This is a genomic window from Pseudomonadota bacterium, assembly GCA_018817425.1.
Taxonomy (GTDB): domain Bacteria; phylum Desulfobacterota; class Desulfobacteria; order Desulfobacterales; family RPRI01; genus RPRI01.
The window spans coordinates 19,353-36,931 of sequence record JAHITX010000081.1 but is presented as its reverse complement, the minus strand read 5'-3'; the positions used below and the strand labels follow the sequence as shown (position 1 = coordinate 36,931).

Annotated in this window: 18 protein-coding genes; all 18 read right to left on the bottom strand. The window is 38.6% G+C overall.

What is annotated here, in order from left to right:
• Positions 1 to 218: 218 nt before the first annotated feature.
• The 18 genes from KKC46_14700 to KKC46_14615 all read right to left on the bottom strand — a co-directional run bounded on the left by KKC46_14700 (position 219) and on the right by KKC46_14615 (position 17,568).
• The gene (locus tag KKC46_14700; protein ID MBU1055056.1) at positions 219 to 464 is read right to left on the bottom strand and encodes an acyl carrier protein; all 246 of its coding nucleotides are present in this window, start codon (positions 462 to 464) and stop codon (positions 219 to 221) included.
• A 1-nt stretch (position 465) separates the two neighbouring features.
• Entirely contained in the window at positions 466 to 2,211 is a 1,746-nt protein-coding gene (locus KKC46_14695; protein MBU1055055.1) for an HAD-IIIC family phosphatase, read from the bottom strand.
• Complete coding sequence (locus KKC46_14690; protein MBU1055054.1) at positions 2,208 to 3,392, bottom strand: SDR family oxidoreductase; 1,185 nt, start codon at positions 3,390 to 3,392, stop codon at positions 2,208 to 2,210. The genes KKC46_14695 and KKC46_14690 overlap by 4 nt, the downstream gene beginning before the upstream one ends.
• 3 nt (positions 3,393 to 3,395) lie before the next feature.
• Positions 3,396 to 4,334 (bottom strand): class I SAM-dependent methyltransferase, encoded by a 939-nt coding sequence (locus KKC46_14685; GenBank protein ID MBU1055053.1) that lies wholly within the window; start codon positions 4,332 to 4,334, stop codon positions 3,396 to 3,398.
• Positions 4,288 to 4,884 (bottom strand): GNAT family N-acetyltransferase, encoded by a 597-nt coding sequence (locus KKC46_14680; GenBank protein ID MBU1055052.1) that lies wholly within the window; start codon positions 4,882 to 4,884, stop codon positions 4,288 to 4,290. The genes KKC46_14685 and KKC46_14680 overlap by 47 nt, the downstream gene beginning before the upstream one ends.
• A 72-nt stretch (positions 4,885 to 4,956) precedes the next feature.
• Positions 4,957 to 6,270: a DegT/DnrJ/EryC1/StrS family aminotransferase gene (locus tag KKC46_14675; protein ID MBU1055051.1), complete on the bottom strand. Its 1,314-nt coding sequence runs from the start codon at positions 6,268 to 6,270 to the stop codon at positions 4,957 to 4,959.
• A 13-nt stretch (positions 6,271 to 6,283) separates the two neighbouring features.
• Positions 6,284 to 7,291, bottom strand: a complete 1,008-nt coding sequence (locus tag KKC46_14670; GenBank protein ID MBU1055050.1) for a hypothetical protein — start codon at positions 7,289 to 7,291, stop codon at positions 6,284 to 6,286.
• Positions 7,288 to 8,262: a Gfo/Idh/MocA family oxidoreductase gene (locus tag KKC46_14665; protein MBU1055049.1), complete on the bottom strand. Its 975-nt coding sequence runs from the start codon at positions 8,260 to 8,262 to the stop codon at positions 7,288 to 7,290. The genes KKC46_14670 and KKC46_14665 overlap by 4 nt, the downstream gene beginning before the upstream one ends.
• A 4-nt stretch (positions 8,263 to 8,266) precedes the next feature.
• Complete coding sequence (locus KKC46_14660; GenBank protein MBU1055048.1) at positions 8,267 to 9,025, bottom strand: glycosyltransferase family protein; 759 nt, start codon at positions 9,023 to 9,025, stop codon at positions 8,267 to 8,269.
• Positions 9,026 to 9,045: 20 nt separating this feature from the next.
• Entirely contained in the window at positions 9,046 to 10,173 is a 1,128-nt protein-coding gene (locus KKC46_14655; protein MBU1055047.1) for a glycosyltransferase family 4 protein, read from the bottom strand.
• Between the two features lie 3 nt (positions 10,174 to 10,176).
• Entirely contained in the window at positions 10,177 to 11,253 is a 1,077-nt protein-coding gene (locus tag KKC46_14650) for an N-acetylneuraminate synthase family protein (protein ID MBU1055046.1), read from the bottom strand.
• 76 nt (positions 11,254 to 11,329) lie between these two features.
• Positions 11,330 to 12,253: an SDR family oxidoreductase gene (locus KKC46_14645; GenBank protein ID MBU1055045.1), complete on the bottom strand. Its 924-nt coding sequence runs from the start codon at positions 12,251 to 12,253 to the stop codon at positions 11,330 to 11,332.
• Between the two features lie 6 nt (positions 12,254 to 12,259).
• The gene (locus KKC46_14640; GenBank protein MBU1055044.1) at positions 12,260 to 12,991 is read right to left on the bottom strand and encodes a glycosyltransferase family protein; all 732 of its coding nucleotides are present in this window, start codon (positions 12,989 to 12,991) and stop codon (positions 12,260 to 12,262) included.
• A 40-nt stretch (positions 12,992 to 13,031) separates the two neighbouring features.
• Positions 13,032 to 14,351: an aminotransferase class III-fold pyridoxal phosphate-dependent enzyme gene (locus KKC46_14635; protein ID MBU1055043.1), complete on the bottom strand. Its 1,320-nt coding sequence runs from the start codon at positions 14,349 to 14,351 to the stop codon at positions 13,032 to 13,034.
• Complete coding sequence (locus tag KKC46_14630; protein MBU1055042.1) at positions 14,338 to 15,072, bottom strand: class I SAM-dependent methyltransferase; 735 nt, start codon at positions 15,070 to 15,072, stop codon at positions 14,338 to 14,340. The genes KKC46_14635 and KKC46_14630 overlap by 14 nt, the downstream gene beginning before the upstream one ends.
• A gap of 261 nt (positions 15,073 to 15,333) precedes the next feature.
• Positions 15,334 to 15,819, bottom strand: coding sequence for a hypothetical protein (locus KKC46_14625; GenBank protein MBU1055041.1), 486 nt, complete (start codon positions 15,817 to 15,819; stop codon positions 15,334 to 15,336).
• Positions 15,791 to 16,453 (bottom strand): hypothetical protein, encoded by a 663-nt coding sequence (locus KKC46_14620; GenBank protein MBU1055040.1) that lies wholly within the window; start codon positions 16,451 to 16,453, stop codon positions 15,791 to 15,793. The genes KKC46_14625 and KKC46_14620 overlap by 29 nt, the downstream gene beginning before the upstream one ends.
• Positions 16,454 to 16,677: 224 nt before the next feature.
• Complete coding sequence (locus KKC46_14615; protein ID MBU1055039.1) at positions 16,678 to 17,568, bottom strand: aldo/keto reductase; 891 nt, start codon at positions 17,566 to 17,568, stop codon at positions 16,678 to 16,680.
• Positions 17,569 to 17,579 lie beyond the last annotated feature (11 nt).

Genomic DNA, 17,579 nt, shown 5'->3' with positions numbered 1-17,579 from the left:
CAGTTTCAAAACGCCCCATTTTGGCCGATCTCTGCGTTGGGCTCAAATTTCAATCCTCGAAATACTAAATGTATTCCTGTGGTTGAAATTTTCGCCCGCCTTGAGCTTGACCAAACTGAAACGTTTTGAAAGTGGCTCTCTTGCATAGAATACAAAAGCTCAAATCCTTATGTACACCTTAAAATAATTTTCTTAGGGTCATGATACTGAGAAGGTTTTTACTTTTCGATTTCTAACGCCTCTTTCAGAGTCAATTCAATCAATTTAAAACTTATCAATTGCTCAACCATTTCATCCGGGAAGCGATAGTCGAATTCCTCCTCCAGAGCAACCACAAGCTTCATATGCCCCAAAGAGTCCCAGTTCCCAATAGTGCCCGGCCCAGCATCTTCTGTGATTTCGGATGAATCAATTTCAAATACGGCACTCATAACACCTATTATACGTTTTTTATGATCATTCATTTTAATTGTCCTTTTCTGTAACATTAATATAAGAAATATTTCTGTATTGATAGGTATCAAGTTTGATATCATAATTGCTTTGTGTGTCATTCGATGTCACCACGTTGAAGCCTAATTCATTATAAAAAAGAGATACCTGTTCATTTTTTGCTGTTCTTATATATTCCGCACGCAGGGTTTTTATACCAGCTTGTGATAGCCTTTCTACTAACCGATCAAAAAAAGCATACTCGACATTTCGCCCAATCACCCGACAGCTCATCAATAATGATGAAATACGCGCCGTATGTAACTCATCTTGCTCTTTTTCGATTATAGCCATACCAGTATGACCATAATCACCGTAGCGATCCTCAACTGAAAAAACGTATATCCAACAGTCTGGAGTCTTTAACATACGCTGTATATCGCCTTCTGTGTAGCGGCGCGTGGTAAGATTGAACTGGTTTGTTTTCTGAGTCATCTGCGAAACCCTATGGATAGGAATACCCTTTCCAAATATGATATTCACATTCAGGCCAAGTGAAGTTAAATAATCATTTATTGTATCGAATTTTACCCCATGGCTTTTTCGCAGATGCTCTTGATGATATTGCTCAGTTTTAAGCCCATCTTCAGCTGTTTGAGAAAGTAAAAAAAAGTCCCGCTCTACTTCACGCATCTTAGCGGGATATTCTGATAATATTTCAGGCACTTGTATGCACTTAACTTGTGGCAATTCTTTTTCTACCAACCCAATTTCAAACGACGAATCATCAACAAAGACAAAGCTATCGGTACCCAAATTCAACTCATCAGCAAGCTCTCGTATATTAGCTGCTTTATTGTTCCAGTTCACTTTCTTTGCAACTAAATCCTCTTCTGCCAAAACAATGTCAGGATGAGTTGCCAGAATACGTTCAACATCCTCAGAATTATTCTTACTACAAAGCGCTAGCAAAATCCCCTTCCGACGAAATCCTTTAAGAATTTGCTGAACTTCTCTAAACACTCTCCCTTTATAAGATGTGGTGTCCATCTGTATACCTTCCTCACCATCCTCCCCGAGAATACCAGCCCAAAGGGTATTGTCACAATCAAGCACAAGAACTTTACGTGCCCGTCCGGTTACACTACAAAAAGAGCCTTTCACCACCTCTGCATACATTTTAAAGAAATCAACAGAATAAAGCGCTTTTGAGGTCAGAAACTGACGAAAATCTGCAGCAGCCCCAAGCCCCACTCTTGCCAGAATAGCAGTCAAGTCCACAATAAGCTGATTAGGTGTGGCTCTATTCTCAAGAGCTTCATTTAATCGCTTGCAAAGAAGCTTCAGCGCACCGCTGCGCAATTCGTCGGTGCCAAAAAGCAATGATGAAAATGAGTTAACAAGTACCAAAGGAACATGCCGAAGATTCTTCAAGACAATTTCTATTTCACTTTCAAAACGATCTGCTAAAGCAACTATGCTGTGTGAGTTATACAATGTTATAGTTGAATGGAGCCCTTCAACTAAATTGCCAGCCTCCCAAAAAACAACAACAGCATCCGCTTGAACATATCGACTGCTATCTTGGACAATATTGTCATATTCGCCTATACTAACATCGGCGTTGATTCCCATCTGGCGCAAAGCAAACTCAAGAACCTCTTTTAATTGATTAACAACAATGTTGGAAAGTAGCACTATCTGATACTTCTCACCCCTCAATTGAGTTTTCAATTCACGATTACTCTTTAAAATTTCTGTATATTTCATAGATTTCATAGCATTACTTGGCCTCCGTTGACTCGTATGGTTTCTCCTGCCATAAAATTAGCTCGGTCAGAAGCAAGAAAGACAACAGCGTCGGCTACATCCTCAGGTTTTGCCAGACGGCGTAATGGCGTTTGGGCTGCCGTCATCAATCGTACTCGCTCTGGAACATCTGCAATCTGTTCAGTATCAGTCATGCCTGCTGAAACGCTATTAACTTGTATACCTTTAGGCGCAAGATCCAATGCTAATGCACGACTAAATCCCATTAACGCACCTTTCGCAGTAATATAGGGAAGAAGATTTGTTTCCGGGGAGTCAACATACAGAGAGTTGATGTGAATAATCTTTCCAGAACGGGCCTTCTCCATAAAAGGTAGAACGCTCCGCACAAGAGAAAAAGCACCATGAATCGTCGTTCCGAGATGTTCTTCAAAATCTGACCAAATCAAGTCTGAAAACTTAATTGCAGCAATCTTTGCGGTCGTGCAATTAACTAAAACGGTAATGGGACCTAGGTGACGAACCACCTGTTCCACCATCTCTTTCACAGAAGATTCATCGAGAATATCGGCTTGACAAACATATATTTTGTTTCCATGTGGTTTAATCTGGTCCGCAATTTGATTTGCATAGTTACCATTTTTCCAATAATGAATGGCAACATCAAAACCTTCCACAGCCATAGCGCGACAAATGGCAGAGCCAATTCCTCCTGATCCACCGACTACCAAGGCTACCCGTTTTGTGGAAGGGGAAGCATGGATTGGTTCTTCAGTTTCATGCTCAACAATTTTCACTTTTGCAACACCTGTTGTCACCTTCTGACGCCGCTGATTCAGAATATCTGTCTTCAACTCTATAATTTTAGAACGTTCATCTTTGCTGATTACTTCTACACGGATAGTTAAATGATCACCAACCCTAACAGGAAGGATAAATTCAAGATTTTGGGCAAACCAGAGTGCGCCATCACCAGGAAGTTTCGTCCCTATAACAGTTGAAATAAAGGAGACTCCCAGCATACCATGAACAACAGGTTTTTTGAAACTTGTATTAGCAGCGTATACCGGATCAACATGCAAACGATTGTCATCGCCCGTCAACGCAACAAATCGATTTAGGTCGTCTGTCGTTACAACATGTAGAAGTTCTGCCATTTGCCCAACATATATGTCCTCTATTCTTGCCATATTTTACTCCAACAATGCACAATAATTAATCGTAACACGCTCAACTTCAGCTTCTTTCACCGACATTGATTCCACTGGCAAAGGAAGATCAACAAGAATTGTCAGACCAGCGCTAATAATAAGCTCCCTCATTTGCTTCACGTTATCAAATTGAACGACATGATCAATCGCTGGACTGTTAGCACATGTAGAAACAAATGCTTTTCCACCTGGAGCCAAGAGTTTCTTTAATTGCTTTAAAAGTACTTTTGGCTGATTAACATGCTCAAGGACCTCTCCCATTGTGATGAAATCAAAATGCCTATCAAAATCTGTTTTAGTGACATCACCCAATACAAACTCAACTTCTTTTTTTTTGGGAATAAAATATTGAATGATTGATCGCGATAGTTCTAAAGATGTGGAGCTGATGTCAATAGCTACAGCAACATCGACTTTATGAAGTTTAGATAACGCATATTCCATGTAGAGGCCATGACCAGGACCAATTTCAAGATATGAGGAGACAGATTTAGCCTCATCATAAATTACTTTTTTAAAAAAACTGAACATTTGATAATGCGTTGGCCACAAGAACTGTGAAAGACCTAAACCAACCATGTAAGAAAGCATCTCAGTTTCACTTTCATATACAGCTTGTTTAGCTTGCTCTGCCGTCACTTTTGGGTAGCGCCCAGACCGCAGATATTCAACTTGGCAACGCAGCATGTTGCTGCACATCTTTAGATAGGCATCAACTGCATAGTCCATCGGAATTTGGCGTTTAGCAAGAAATTCTTCATACCTTAGTACAAAGTCATCTGCTTGATGAAAAAAAGTATCATCGCAGGTTGCCAGATAACTATTAAGACGTTTTTTTTGAAACGCAGAGCGATTGCTTATTTGATCAACTATATTATGAAAATTCATTTGTTTTATCATCATTTTTTTTAAAAAATTCATTGTATCTTTTTTGAGAAATTGCGATCAGGTGAACATCGTTATACATTCCATTTTTATACACATCCTCTACCAAAAGACCCTCCCGTGTAAAACCAAGAGAGCGTAAATATAATTCAGCAATCTCGTTTTTAATTGCGCCACCATATATTCTATTCATGTTAAGTTGTTCAAAAGCATGGCATATTAGCAATCGGTTAGCTTCAAGAAAATTTTGAATATTTTGATATTTTTTTTCTCCAATAAAACCGCTAATTTCACACTTCCGATTCAGATAATCAATTTTCGATAACGAAATCACGCCAATCAAAATTTGATCTTTTTTATGAAAAATCCCCACTTGCAACATGGTTGCGCTGTTATTGATCACAGTTCGGAAAAAATTCACCTGAGATTCTCTTGTGCTTGGAAAATAATGCTTTTGCATATTATACATATTTTCCTCATCGTTGAACCAATTATACCAATTGGAATTTAATGCAATACTTTCATTCAAACAAACTAAATCAATTAAATTTCCCTTAATAAAAATATCATATTGAATTTCCATCATTTCTTTCCTCCGCATTAAAACATTTCTTCACGATAAACTCTCTTCATTCATTAATAATTCAATATGAAAACCTTAATTATGATGTTTTTTTAGCGTATCTCTTAATACCCACACCTTCTCAAATGCTCTTACCACATCATCCAAATCTTCTCTCATCATACCTGGCCGCATCATTTCATGCAAAAACAGCTCTTTTTCATACATTTTTTCTGTCATGGGGCATAGACCTTTCTCATATTTAACATCGCCTTCATACCATGGGTTATTAAATGGGAACCCCTTAGATCCGTATGCAATCCGTTGCTGGAACATAGGTTGTAGATAAAGCGGTTTGACATACCCGCAGCTCATCAAAGGGCCTTCAGCTTCTCTAAGTTCCGTAGGCGGTAGTTCAGCACAGACAGCCGCAATAAAACTATCCCTTGAAACACCCGCCATCTCATAGTCAAACTTAAACGGATGAACATAGTAAGAATGAGTACAGCCTTCACGGATCTTTGGAGGAATAATCGCTGGAATGCCACTTAATTTTTCAGCAATATATTCACAATTTTTCTGCCTTTCTTTTACAAGCCGATCTAATTTTCTCAATTGACACCTTGTGATAGCCGCCTCAATTTCAGGGAGTCTAAAATTAAAACCAATTAAATTCACGATGTTTTGTACACACTTATCTTCTACAACAGCTTCGGCATGGTTGCGAATCAATCTGATTCGGTCTGCTAAATCATCATTATTAGTAACCACGATTCCCCCTTCACCACAATGTATGTGCTTATGATAATTAAGAGAGAAAACGCCAATATCTCCAAGCGTGCCTGTTTTTTTGCCTTTGTACAATGCCCCTGGAGCCTGGGCATTGTCCTCTATGACACACAGGTTATGTTTAAGGGCAATGGCATTAATCCGTTCTGCGTCATAAGGTTGTCCAAAAATATTTACAACTATAATTGCTCTTGTTCTATCTGTGATTCGATCTTCAACTGATTTTGGATCCAGACAATAATAATCTTCTTCGATATCCGCAAAAACAGGGATTGCATTGAAAATAAGAGGCGCAGTAGCAGAGACTGCCATTGTGTATGGGCTCACAATGATTTCCTCTCCTGGCTCCACTCCTGTGGCACCAACGGCACAGTAAAGCCCTGAAGTGCATGAATTAACTGCAACAGCATTTTTTACGCCAAAGTGCTTGGCCCATTCTTTTTCTAAGGCCTGAACCTCAGGCCCACCATAAAAGTCATCATCCCAACATCCGAGGTAACGAGAAAGAACTCCGGAATCAAGAACTCTGTTTGCAGCATTTTTTTCTTCAGCCCCTATTACACGATATGGAGGAAACAGTTTTGTCCGGACAGATTTACCACCATTTATTGCCAGTTTCATAAATATCCCTTATTCAAACAGTTAAATTGTTTTCAAAATACTTATTTGATAATTGTCTAGCATATTCATTTCTCCCCACCTGTATGCTTCTAATCTTTTTCCCAGCTTTTAAAGCAAAAATCAATGCCACGGTTGTCATACCCACAACTTCATCAGCAATTGAAATGAGAAATTCAAGGTCGTGCTCCATATCAACAGTGTAATCGTAAAGTGATTGCGAGATATTTGTTTCAAGAAATTGCAATAATTCATCAATATCTTGCCGAGGGTGCGGTTTTATTATCACTTTTGTATTTAGAACGGAATAATTACTAAAAAAATATTTCAGTATGGTGTATTCGGTATATCCAAGTAAGGGTTCGCCCACTTCATTTAAGGCAAAATCTTTGTATACTGGTTCAAGTAAAAAAAGGTATAATTTTTTATTTTTGGCACCTATCATTTTTCTATAACTACCAATTTCATAAAGTGAAATATTTTGTATTGTTTTAACACTCGCCTCCATTTTAGGATGACCCACAATATAAATTTCAGGCCTTTGCCCTGATGGTGTCGTAACCAGTGAATCTTCTATTCCATCCCGGGAAGTTTCATCCATAACACCAATTTTTGTCGGTAAAAATGAAGTCTTTGTTTCAAAATCAAAAAAATGCTCAGCATAATTGAGCCAATGATCTAAAAGAAAAAAATTAGTGATATTATGGAGATTACAAAAACCTATGGCATGATGAGTCTTTTTGAAACAATTTTGTGACCCTAAAAGCAGGCAAATATTTGCCCTTGATGGGAGGCAAGACATCATTTGTTCAAATTCATGCCATTGTATCGTTTCCTCTTTTTCCATAATATTTGATTTACACCAACCTTCTGCTATCCAGGAAACTTCCACGTTGGTCTGTATAAGAGCATCATAAATATACCGCATACAATTATATGCACCGGGGTCTACACAATATAAATAGTATTTATCAAAACCAGATAGTATCGAGATAATTTTGGATACTGAATCAAGGTTTTTCATTTCGATCTTCCTTGATACTGAGATAGAAGAGATTGACAAATCTGCTGTGCAGCAAGAGCATCTGTCCCGCTACACAGAATCGAATCGTTGCCCTCGAGGTAGCCTACAACATTCTCTGCGAGTTTTTGCATAGACTTTCCCAAGTTAGTAGAGTATGGCGGTTCCTCTTCAATATCTATATATCCATCAAAGATAGGATCACGCCTCAATTTATACTCTCTGCACTGCATTCCAGATTGATCAAGTTTAATACGTCCTTTTTCCCCGACAATATCAACTTCAAATATTGAATAGGCGCGCTCATCACAGGCCATAAGGAAAACTGCCGGACACTTTGAATAACACAAAACTGCACCCAGTGTAGGATCCTTTTTATCATAATCAATAATATCATTCACCGGGAAACCGGAAATATATTTTCCAAATAAAAAATTCGAGGCATCAATGGCATGCGATCCGTTATGCATGATTCCCTTCGAGTATTTGATGGAGGCATGAAGGATACCGCCCAATTCATCATTGTATATTCTTTCTCGAACCACTTGCATTATATAGTCAAACCGCCTCGAAAAATTGACAAAAAGTGGAACATCAAGATCCTGATAGCGTGTGACAATTTCCTTTGTCTTTGAAACATCCAGAGTTAAAGGTTTTTCAGCAATAACAGCCTTTGGCCGATAATTAAGACATTTCAATAGAATTTCATAGTGAGAGGCATCTGGAGTACATATACTTAATATATCGGGGTTTTTCTCCAATAAAATATCAATATTATCAAAACTTTCGCATTCCCACTTTATACCTGCTGCGTTAGCCTTATCTAAATCTGCATCCATCACTGCTATCAGCTCAATTTTTGGATTAAGGGTGTAGGCTTTCGCATGGGTTAAAATATTTTCAGATTCTGTTGAGTCAAATCCGGATCCAATTCTTCCACACCCGATAATAGCAGCGGTATACAAAACAGCCATTATTTCATCCCTCCTCAGGAACTTTTCGACGAACATGGGCATTAATTACAGTTAGATCGGGGCGCTTTCTAAGAAAAGCAATAATATCCTCTGCAGAAAAATCATTATTTTCTGAAAACAACTCTTTATAAATTTTATCTATTAATTGATAATCGTCTTTCTCATCCAAGGTAAGACCAAGGCTTGGCCAGTACATATCCCCTTGAGCTTTCCAATTCGCAAGTTTATAACACTTTGGATGGTTCCAGATGTAATAACTAACGTGCACCCGATCAATGGGATCCTGAGTCAACATAGCAACCTTTTCTAAAAGATTAACTGGAAAAACCTGTACATCAAATCCATCTGGAAAAGAACGCTCAACTGTATTGGCCGCATAATCATAATCACCAGAAAAAAACACTTCAATTGTTTTATCAATATGCCTGTGGTCAATTAGCGGGCAATCACCGGTAATTTCTACAATAATGTTGCCGTCTACAGATTTTGCGGCACCTAAAACCCTTGAAAGTACATCCTCTTCGCTTCCTCTATGGTAAAAACATCCTATTTTTTCACAAAGAGCAACAATCGGCTGGTCATCTCTATTTATTGTTGTTGCAACTACAATATCATTGACGTAAGTACTTCTTCGAATACGCTCTATTAGTCTTTCCAGAGCGGGCTTTCCTGCCAGAGGAAGAAGCACCTTTCCTGGCAAGCGGTTAGAAGTCATTCGGGCTTCTATGGTACACACAATTTTCTGTTTTATCTTTTTAAACATGAAAATAGGCCTTCAATTTTTCAAAATTTTTTTCCTTCAATAGACTTATATAACCGCAACAATTTTTTTACATTTTCATCCCAATTTGCATACCTCAAAATGTTCTTTCGATTCAAACGAACCATCTTTTTACTTTCTTCCTTTGAAGTCCTTGCAGCGTTGAGAAGGGAATCAACAATTTCGTCAATGTTTGAAGGATGAACTAACCAACCATTTTCTTCCCTTTTGATCCACTCTCTATTTCCGGGAATATCACTGACAATAATGAGGAGTTCACAGGCCATGGCCTCAAGAAGAGATATAGAAGTACCATCACTGAACGAACAACTTAGATAAATATTGGAAGCACTATAAAAAGCCGACAATTTTTTTTGAGGCACCACGCCGGGTCTATAAACACTATCGTTTAGGTCTCTGCTCTCTATAAACTTGTCAACCTCTTGCCGCATCGACCCATCTCCAAGTAAGAAAAGCCTCATCCTTGGATTCTGTTTATGAGCTTCAGCAAAGCCTTTAAGTACAGATTCAATTCCATACAACGGTTCCCAACTTCTATTTGATAGAACAATTATACAATCGTACCAACCAAGTTTTTCAAGCAGCCTCTGCCCCCTTTCAGGCTCCCTATAAAATCTGTCAAGTTCTATCCCCCATGGAAATTCAATAACTTGTTCTTTATCTACTTGTGCAAACTTTCCTGCCTTTTCAGAAACTGCATCACAATCACACAAAAAAAAATCCATTTGATTCAGAACAAATGACGTTACCCATCTCATAAGAGGACTTTCTTCTGAATGTAACAACAGATCCGATCCCCATGACATTGCCAAAAAAGGATGAAATCCTGACAGAGCTGCAATAAAAGCACACGACTGTATTGGCCCAGCATGAATGAGGTCTGGTTTAATGTTTTCCAAAACCGCATTGAACTCCGGCATGAGAGCCAAGAGGTGCTCGGGTTCATTTTGACTAAACTTCCCATAATTCCATTCGATAACCCGAACCTTTTCCGGGAGCTGTCTTTTTTCATAAAAACCAGCACTATCGAACAATCGTAGGTAATAAATTTCGTGAGAGGATTCTCCCATTTTCTGAAGGAACCTTCGGTCGTGCGTGGTATAGTCATTACTAAAATATAAAATTCGCATCGGCTATTTGGGATCGCCCAGCATTTCCCAATTCAACTGGTCGCCAACTCCGAGGCTCTTGACCAGGTGCCGTCCTAATACTTTCTGCAAGTCGTAAGGAAGAATCCCATCCCCTGGCGCAGGCCTTAAAACGTCAAGCATATGTTTTTCTAAAACAGTCCCCATAGGGATATCCTGGGCAGCACGAATACACCGTCTTTGAATGATGACTGTATTTTGTTCGTTATCTTCAATTTTTTTTTCCTCATTTCCCAAGGCGGCTTCAAGTTCTCTCGTCCCCTCCACCATGGTTTTCCATGTAGCGGGTGTCATGGAAAATGCGTGATCCGGCCCCTTTCTGGATATATCATCAGTAAAATGCTTTTCAATAACCTTTGCTCCCAGCGCTACAGCGCCCAACACAGTGGCGTGCCCGAGGGTATGGTCTGACAGCCCCAGTATAAGCTCAGGATATATCTTATGATAAAGATTCAGCACCCTAAGATTGATATATCGAAAATTTTTTGCACTGGCAGTATAATTCGTATTGCATTGCATTAAAACAAGTTGAGGATTAATGGACAATATGGTTGCCACAGCTCGCTTAACTTCTTCGATTGCAGAAGCACCGGTAGCAAGTAGAACTGGTTTTGCTTTCAAGGCAATCCTTTCAAGCATTTCCAGCCAAGTAATATCCCCGGATCCTATCTTATAAGCCAGCACATACTGTTCAAGCATATCAACGGCTTCGAAGTCATATGGTGTCGAAAAGTAATGGATTCCAATATCACGGCAATAGGCATGTAGTTCCTCCGACCAGTCGAAGGGAATTGAAGCATCTTCGTAAACCTCATATACAGATTTTTGCCATTTATTCTGGTGTGATACTTGCCCTTCCATCAGTTTGAAACCTTTTTCACTAACAATCTTAGACGCCCTAAAGTTTTGAAACTTTACAGCATCCCCCCCGGCTTCTTTCACCAAGGAAATCAAGTCCTTTGCCCGACTTATACTCCCATCATGATTTGCTGCAATATCGGCAATAAAATAAGCAGGTTGATCTTTTCCAATAAGCTGATCTGCTATTCGAATTATTGTCATTTTATTCTCCCCAAACTAAGTTTGAATGAATTATATTCGCGCCAATTGTTCCTGTAAAGAGACTACCTTTATCTTTTCAAACCGCCATGCTCTTCAAATACGCAAGAAAACCTGTATCTTTCAGCTTTTTGAATTTGATCAGACCGTGTTCAACGGTCGGCATTGATTCAACGCCTAAAATATCAGAAATTTTATTTACATTCAGGCTTGTGTTTTCAGGTCGTGGTGCCTTAAACAAAAATTCTTTTATCGTCGCTTTTTTAATAAAATCCTCATTCTTGCCAAAAAGCCTACAAATCATTCGTGCAAATTCATACTTCGAACAATTATCTCTTGCGCCCACATTGTATATGCCAGAAAGATCAATATTTATCATTTTTTCAATGACACCAGCAAGATCATTCACTAGAATAGGTGAAAAAACGACATCAACAAAACCGGGGATTCCCCCCTTTCCAACTTCTATTTGATCAATAACCCACTCAGCAAAATTAAGTTTTTGAAGAGCATTCCATCCATAAATATTGGTTCTGATAATTAAGTAATCAGAAGCATTTTCTTGAACAAAAAATTCTCCGGCCAACTTTGTTTTCGAATATATATTTTGTGGTTCAGGTGTTTCAAATTCGAAGTAATCCCCCCTGTCCCCTCGATAAATTGCATCTGTAGAAATATATATTAATTTACATGAGGATATTTTACTGTAATTGGCCAAATATTTTGTGGCTGTGGCGTTCAAAAGGGTGGCGTGAGGTATATTTTCTTCGCAATAATCAACATTTGTCTCTGCAGCACAATGTATAATAATATCCGGCTTGATCTTCTTTAAGATATCCGTAATATCATCCTCGTTCTGAATATCTCCGTTCAATAACGAAATATTTGGTATAAAAATTTTGCTCTTGTTCAAAACTCCAAACACGCTACTTTTATTCATAAAATATAAAGCGAGATTCGAACCTAAGAGGCCAGTAATACCAGTAATTAGGATACGTTTCATAACATCTTACTCAATAACTATCTGATCTTTCACCAATGATTTCAACAACCCTTCATTCCTTATAATATTTGCATTCAATGCGTAAATATCTGGGTTAGCATTAAGAAATTTCTTTATTGCCTCTATACCAAAATACGGGTTCTCTTGAGTATAAAGACTATTGAAAATTGCCTTTACAACATGAAAATCTGCTTCTTCATCTATAGTAATACGATATTTGCTGTCATCCGTCTCATTCTCAACAATTCTAATAGCAAATTGTTCAGTATGGTTTCGAATATACAGAGTCACATGCTCTCTCTCGGATTTCAATTTGGCCCTCATCCAGGAGCATTCTAATGCTTCAAATGACATAATTTCACAATCCAGTCCTTCCGCAAAACTCTCCCCGGTACGGACATAGTCAAGTCCTGTTGTGAAGTATTCATTTAAAATTCTATCACAGGTGTCTATATCAATTAATGGGCAGTCACCTGTTAGACGTATGACATGTTCTGCTGAAAATGTCTTTGCAGCCTGATAATAACGGTCCAGCACATCGTACTCGGACCCCCTATAAACTTGCACTTGTTCTCCGTGAGCACACTCAACGACAGGATCATCTTTTGTGTTTGTCGTTGTTGCAACTACGATCTGAGTAATCCACTTATTCAATCGCAACCGCTCTATTTGATAGGACAATAAAGGCCTTTTCATGACCTCCATTAAAAGTTTTCCAGGAAGACGACTGGACCCCATTCTCCCTTGAATAATGGCAACGACGCCTCCTGGCCCCATGCTAAGCAAGCCTCATAAAACCAACTGTTGATGGTTTTCCAACTAATCTTTTTTCAATATCATTTTGTGCTATTGATCTTGCGATTTTTTCAAATGCAAAGTCAGCTGCATCCAGATACTTTTCAACATCGCCTACAGAATGCGCATACATTGCATAAAACATATTAGATGCCAAAAAGCCATATTCAAGCATGAGTTGAATAAAATAGGCTTTCATTGTCTGTTTTTTTTCATGCTCAAAGACGAAATGTCCCATCGGTTTCATTCCGCTTATATGAATTGGGAGATTATGTTTTTCCGAAATTTTCCTCCAGCCGGACTGAACTTTCTCCCCAATCATAATAAGATGAGGGCCAGCCGAAACGGCCTTATGTTTCTTAATTGTCGCTATTGCTGCTGTTGGACCAACCCTTTCAGTCCAGCAGGTGCTGGAGATAAAGCTATTTTGTGCAGCCTCCATTACCTTAGCACTTCCAATAACAGCAGCTATTGCATATCCATTTCCGAGTGCTTTAGAAAAGACAGCCATATCCGGCATATCTGAGAAGAAAACCATATGAGATCCACCAGTATTATATCTGAATCCTGCCGAAATCTCATCTACAATAAATACTGCGCCTGTTTCCTCAGCCAAGGCCTTAACACCTTCGATAAAGCCAGGTTCAGGTTTCACATTCCGAATGGGCTCCATTACAATAGCCGCGAGGTCACCAGCGTGCTTTGATACAATTTCTTTCAGCTCTTCTAATTGATTGTACCGAAATGGGAAGGCAGTATCTTTGAGTCCTTTTGGAACTCCAGCAGGGCTTAAGCCAGATAGTAAATGTTCCCCAAGTGCGTTTTCAGTTCCAAGGTTGGCGGATAAATACCAATCGTGCCAGCCATGATATCCACAAAAAGCAATTTTATCTCGCCCCGTGTGGGCGCGGGCTAAACGCACTGCCATGGCCATGGCTTCTCCGCCTGTGCGGGCATATCTCACCATCTCAGCCCAAGGATGGAGAGTACAGAGCAACTCAGCCAATTCAACCTCCTCAGGACAATTAAGAGAGCAGCTTGTTCCTTTGGAAATAGCTTCTATAACTGCAGCATCTACATCTGGGTCGGAATATCCAAGCACATTGGCCCCGATTCCGGAAATGCTCATATCAATATACTTATTGCCGTCCAGATCCCAGACTTCTATGCCTTTGGCTTTGTCGAAATACCCAGGCCAAACTCCTTCGGTGAACATGTCAGGCCGTTTGGAAAGAAGCTGGGTCATTCCAGGAATAAATTTTTTGGCATGCGTTTGCATTCGCAAACTCTTAGTAAGTTTCATTTTTTTCCCCAACTATGGTAACAAACTCAAAATATTCCTGCATATTGTTATATGTCCTGCTGACAGTTTCCAAATAGCTTACTTTAAAGCCATTCTTCTCAAGGAGTGTCTTATAGTTCTGTGGGGCAATGAAACGAAATGGATAAAAATTTCCATAGTATGGTGAATCCTCTCTTCTTATTCCATCCAATGTCCAATCATCAATTTTATTAGCGGGAAAAGGATTTATGAACGCATCTGACTTTGCTCCAGGGGTATAAGAAAAAAAATTGCCGCCAGGTTTCAGAACTCTACTTATCTCACTGATACAGCGATGAAGTTCCTCCTCACAAAGACAATAAGAAGAAAATACATCCACGACTACATCAAAAAAATTGGTTTCATATGGCAACTCGCTCATTGTTCCTAAATCAAGTTGTGCTTCCACTCCCCAACACTCAAGCATTTTTCTACCAAGATAAACACCTTCGGAGGAAAGATCAATGCCATATGCATCAAATCCTTCCTTGGCAATCATCCACAAATTGGAGCAAGAACCACATCCTAACTCCAGAATACGAACCTGATTCCGCTCTGCTTTGGCCGTTTTTAGAAAATACTCTCTGCCCAAAAAACGACATAACTCTTCATTCGGGTATAGCCGCTGTGCCTTAAACCCCGCATCACTATAACTCTCCTCATACCATGATCTACAATGATCATTACTATCTGTCTTAGTCATAAATATCGACCACCTATCCCCTATGCAAATTTATTCATGCTTATCAACCCAATCCATCAAAATCGCTACCTCTAAAATTTGAAAAAAATTGATATCGAATGATGTTTTGTATTCGCGTATTCCCTAATATAGCGTTTCCGTTCTTATTTCTTAAAGTGTGTTGAACTAATCTCATAGCAAGATATTGTATTTAGTCATGACCATTAAAGGCAAATCACCTTTTCTTTGAACGCATCCATTGAAGACTATCTTTTTGGCAGACTACCTTTTAATAAGATCTTTTGAAAAATAAATAAATTCCCTGTCTCTATAACCTGGCGCCCATGGTGATACAAAAAAAGTAAGAAGAGTAAAGTAAGAAGAATCAAAGTGGAACTCCGAGGCCAGGGTTTCAATGTGCCTTTTTGAATCTGGGAATTCGAGAAAATTACTATTTAAGTGAAGTATAATCTTTGGCTTTCCAGTGTTAACTAAATTTATATATTCGTTTACATATTGTTTATTCATCTCCGCAAGAGAACAGGCGTTAAAAAATAAATCGACATTCCAATTTATTTTATCTTTAAATCGTTCTGGAACCAATAAAATATCACCAAAAAGCTCCTGGTTCTTGATCTTTTCCTCGTCTAAAAGAATAACTTTTTTGTTTGAATTTCTTTTTAAAAAATAATAACAAACATACAATGTTTCAACTAAATCAATATTTGTATATGAAAAATTATTTCTGAGGTTCCTTATCAATTGCATGGCAAGCCCGCCATACCCCCCCCCCAACTTCTATTATTGAGTAATGAGTATGCTCCCTAAAGGTCTCTAACAGGCCTGAAATTTTCTTAGCGAAATAATCATGTCGAAGAGTGTCCGCAGAAATCAAAACCCCATTAACCTCTAACCCACAAGGATTTCCAAAAAAATTAGTCCAATCAAGCGCTGCCAGCTCATTGTTATTTGTAAACTCTTTCCAAGTATCAATGTCTAAAAGTATTGTGTTAAGAAGTTCTTTCCGTTTATCTTTTAAGGATAAACTTTCGATATGAGCAGATGTTATGCCAAATGTTGAAGAATTTCTGAACATATTTCTTAACATTAGCGCAAGTTGATATCTATCTTCATTGAGCAGAGCAGAGATGTATTCTTTTCTGCAATTTTCATCAATCCAAGACCATTCATCACTAGGCCCGCCTATTGATGAATATTTCGAAAAATGACTTAATATTTCATCCGCTATCCCTAAATCTTCATCATCTGGCTTGATACGCTCATTCTCAAAGTCTCTAACAACGCCTTCCTCATTTTCAACGTTTAAGAAAAACTTCGATACTAAGGGATGTTCTTGGTTTCCAATTTTCGCAAATGTTAGTCGATCTTTTCCTATTTTCATGCTTTATTCTCTTTAGTTTGATATTTATAAACTTATTCTGTAAAGAATACCAATTGAAAATTGAGGAATAGGGTTTAAGCTAAAAAAACTCAAAAAAGAGACCCTCATATGGTTTCTAAAACATGGAAACCCAAAATTAATTTTAATAAATTCTTGCTAATTTTATTGAACAAATTTCATCTCTTAGCAAGAAACTCTTCCATGTGGCACCAGAAATCCTGATGCTATTTATTTGGCCATAAAACTGGATTCAATACTCTATTTTCGACATTTTTGAACTCATTCTTTATCCGAGCGATTAAACCGTGAGGTAACTCCTTTGCCCAACTTATGAAATTTTCATTAAGTTGCTCAGAAGTTTCCACTCCAAAAACGATTTTTGCATCAGGATATGCCTGTTTGGCATAACCGAATGCCAAATTCTGCCTCGATAAGCCTGTCTCCTGCTCCACATGCTTCAATTTTTCCAAAACAGAACCTGCGAATTGCATATTCGAGGGTATCTCGCACCTGTCCATTAGTAACAGACCTTGCAAGAACACACTCCTGACATGTATTTGTTTTCCCAATTCTTTAGCAAGGTCAAACACGCCTGCATTTTCAAATCGCCTATCTAAAATATTTGAAGGCAATTGAATCATATCAATACCATCTGTATTCAACCCAAGGATTGCCATTTCAGGAGAATAAACGGAGACACCTAAATACCGGGTTAATCCTTGTGCGACAAAACCTTGAAATATCTCACCAAGGCCTTTTTCCCAAAGATTGAGATATTCCTCCCGGCGAAGCATCAACCCGTGCAAAGCTGGAACATCAAGTTGAGCTATACTTTCCCTCACAGCTTGAGTCATAGTTTTTTTGTCGAGATGGTCAAGCTCTTGGTTCAATTTGGTAATTATCTTAGCCTTTGAACTAAGGCCAAGAGAACTCAAGGCTTTCCCCAATGTCTTTTCGCTTTCACCATATTCCTGAGCCGTATCATATTCTCTTATTCCGTTCTCCCAAGCAGATTGCACTATCTTACGAGAAAGATCTGGATTAGGTCTTCCAGGCTTATTTGCAATACCATAATTCATCCCTAGCTGAGCTGTTCCCAATATTAATCGATCCATAGGTGTATCGC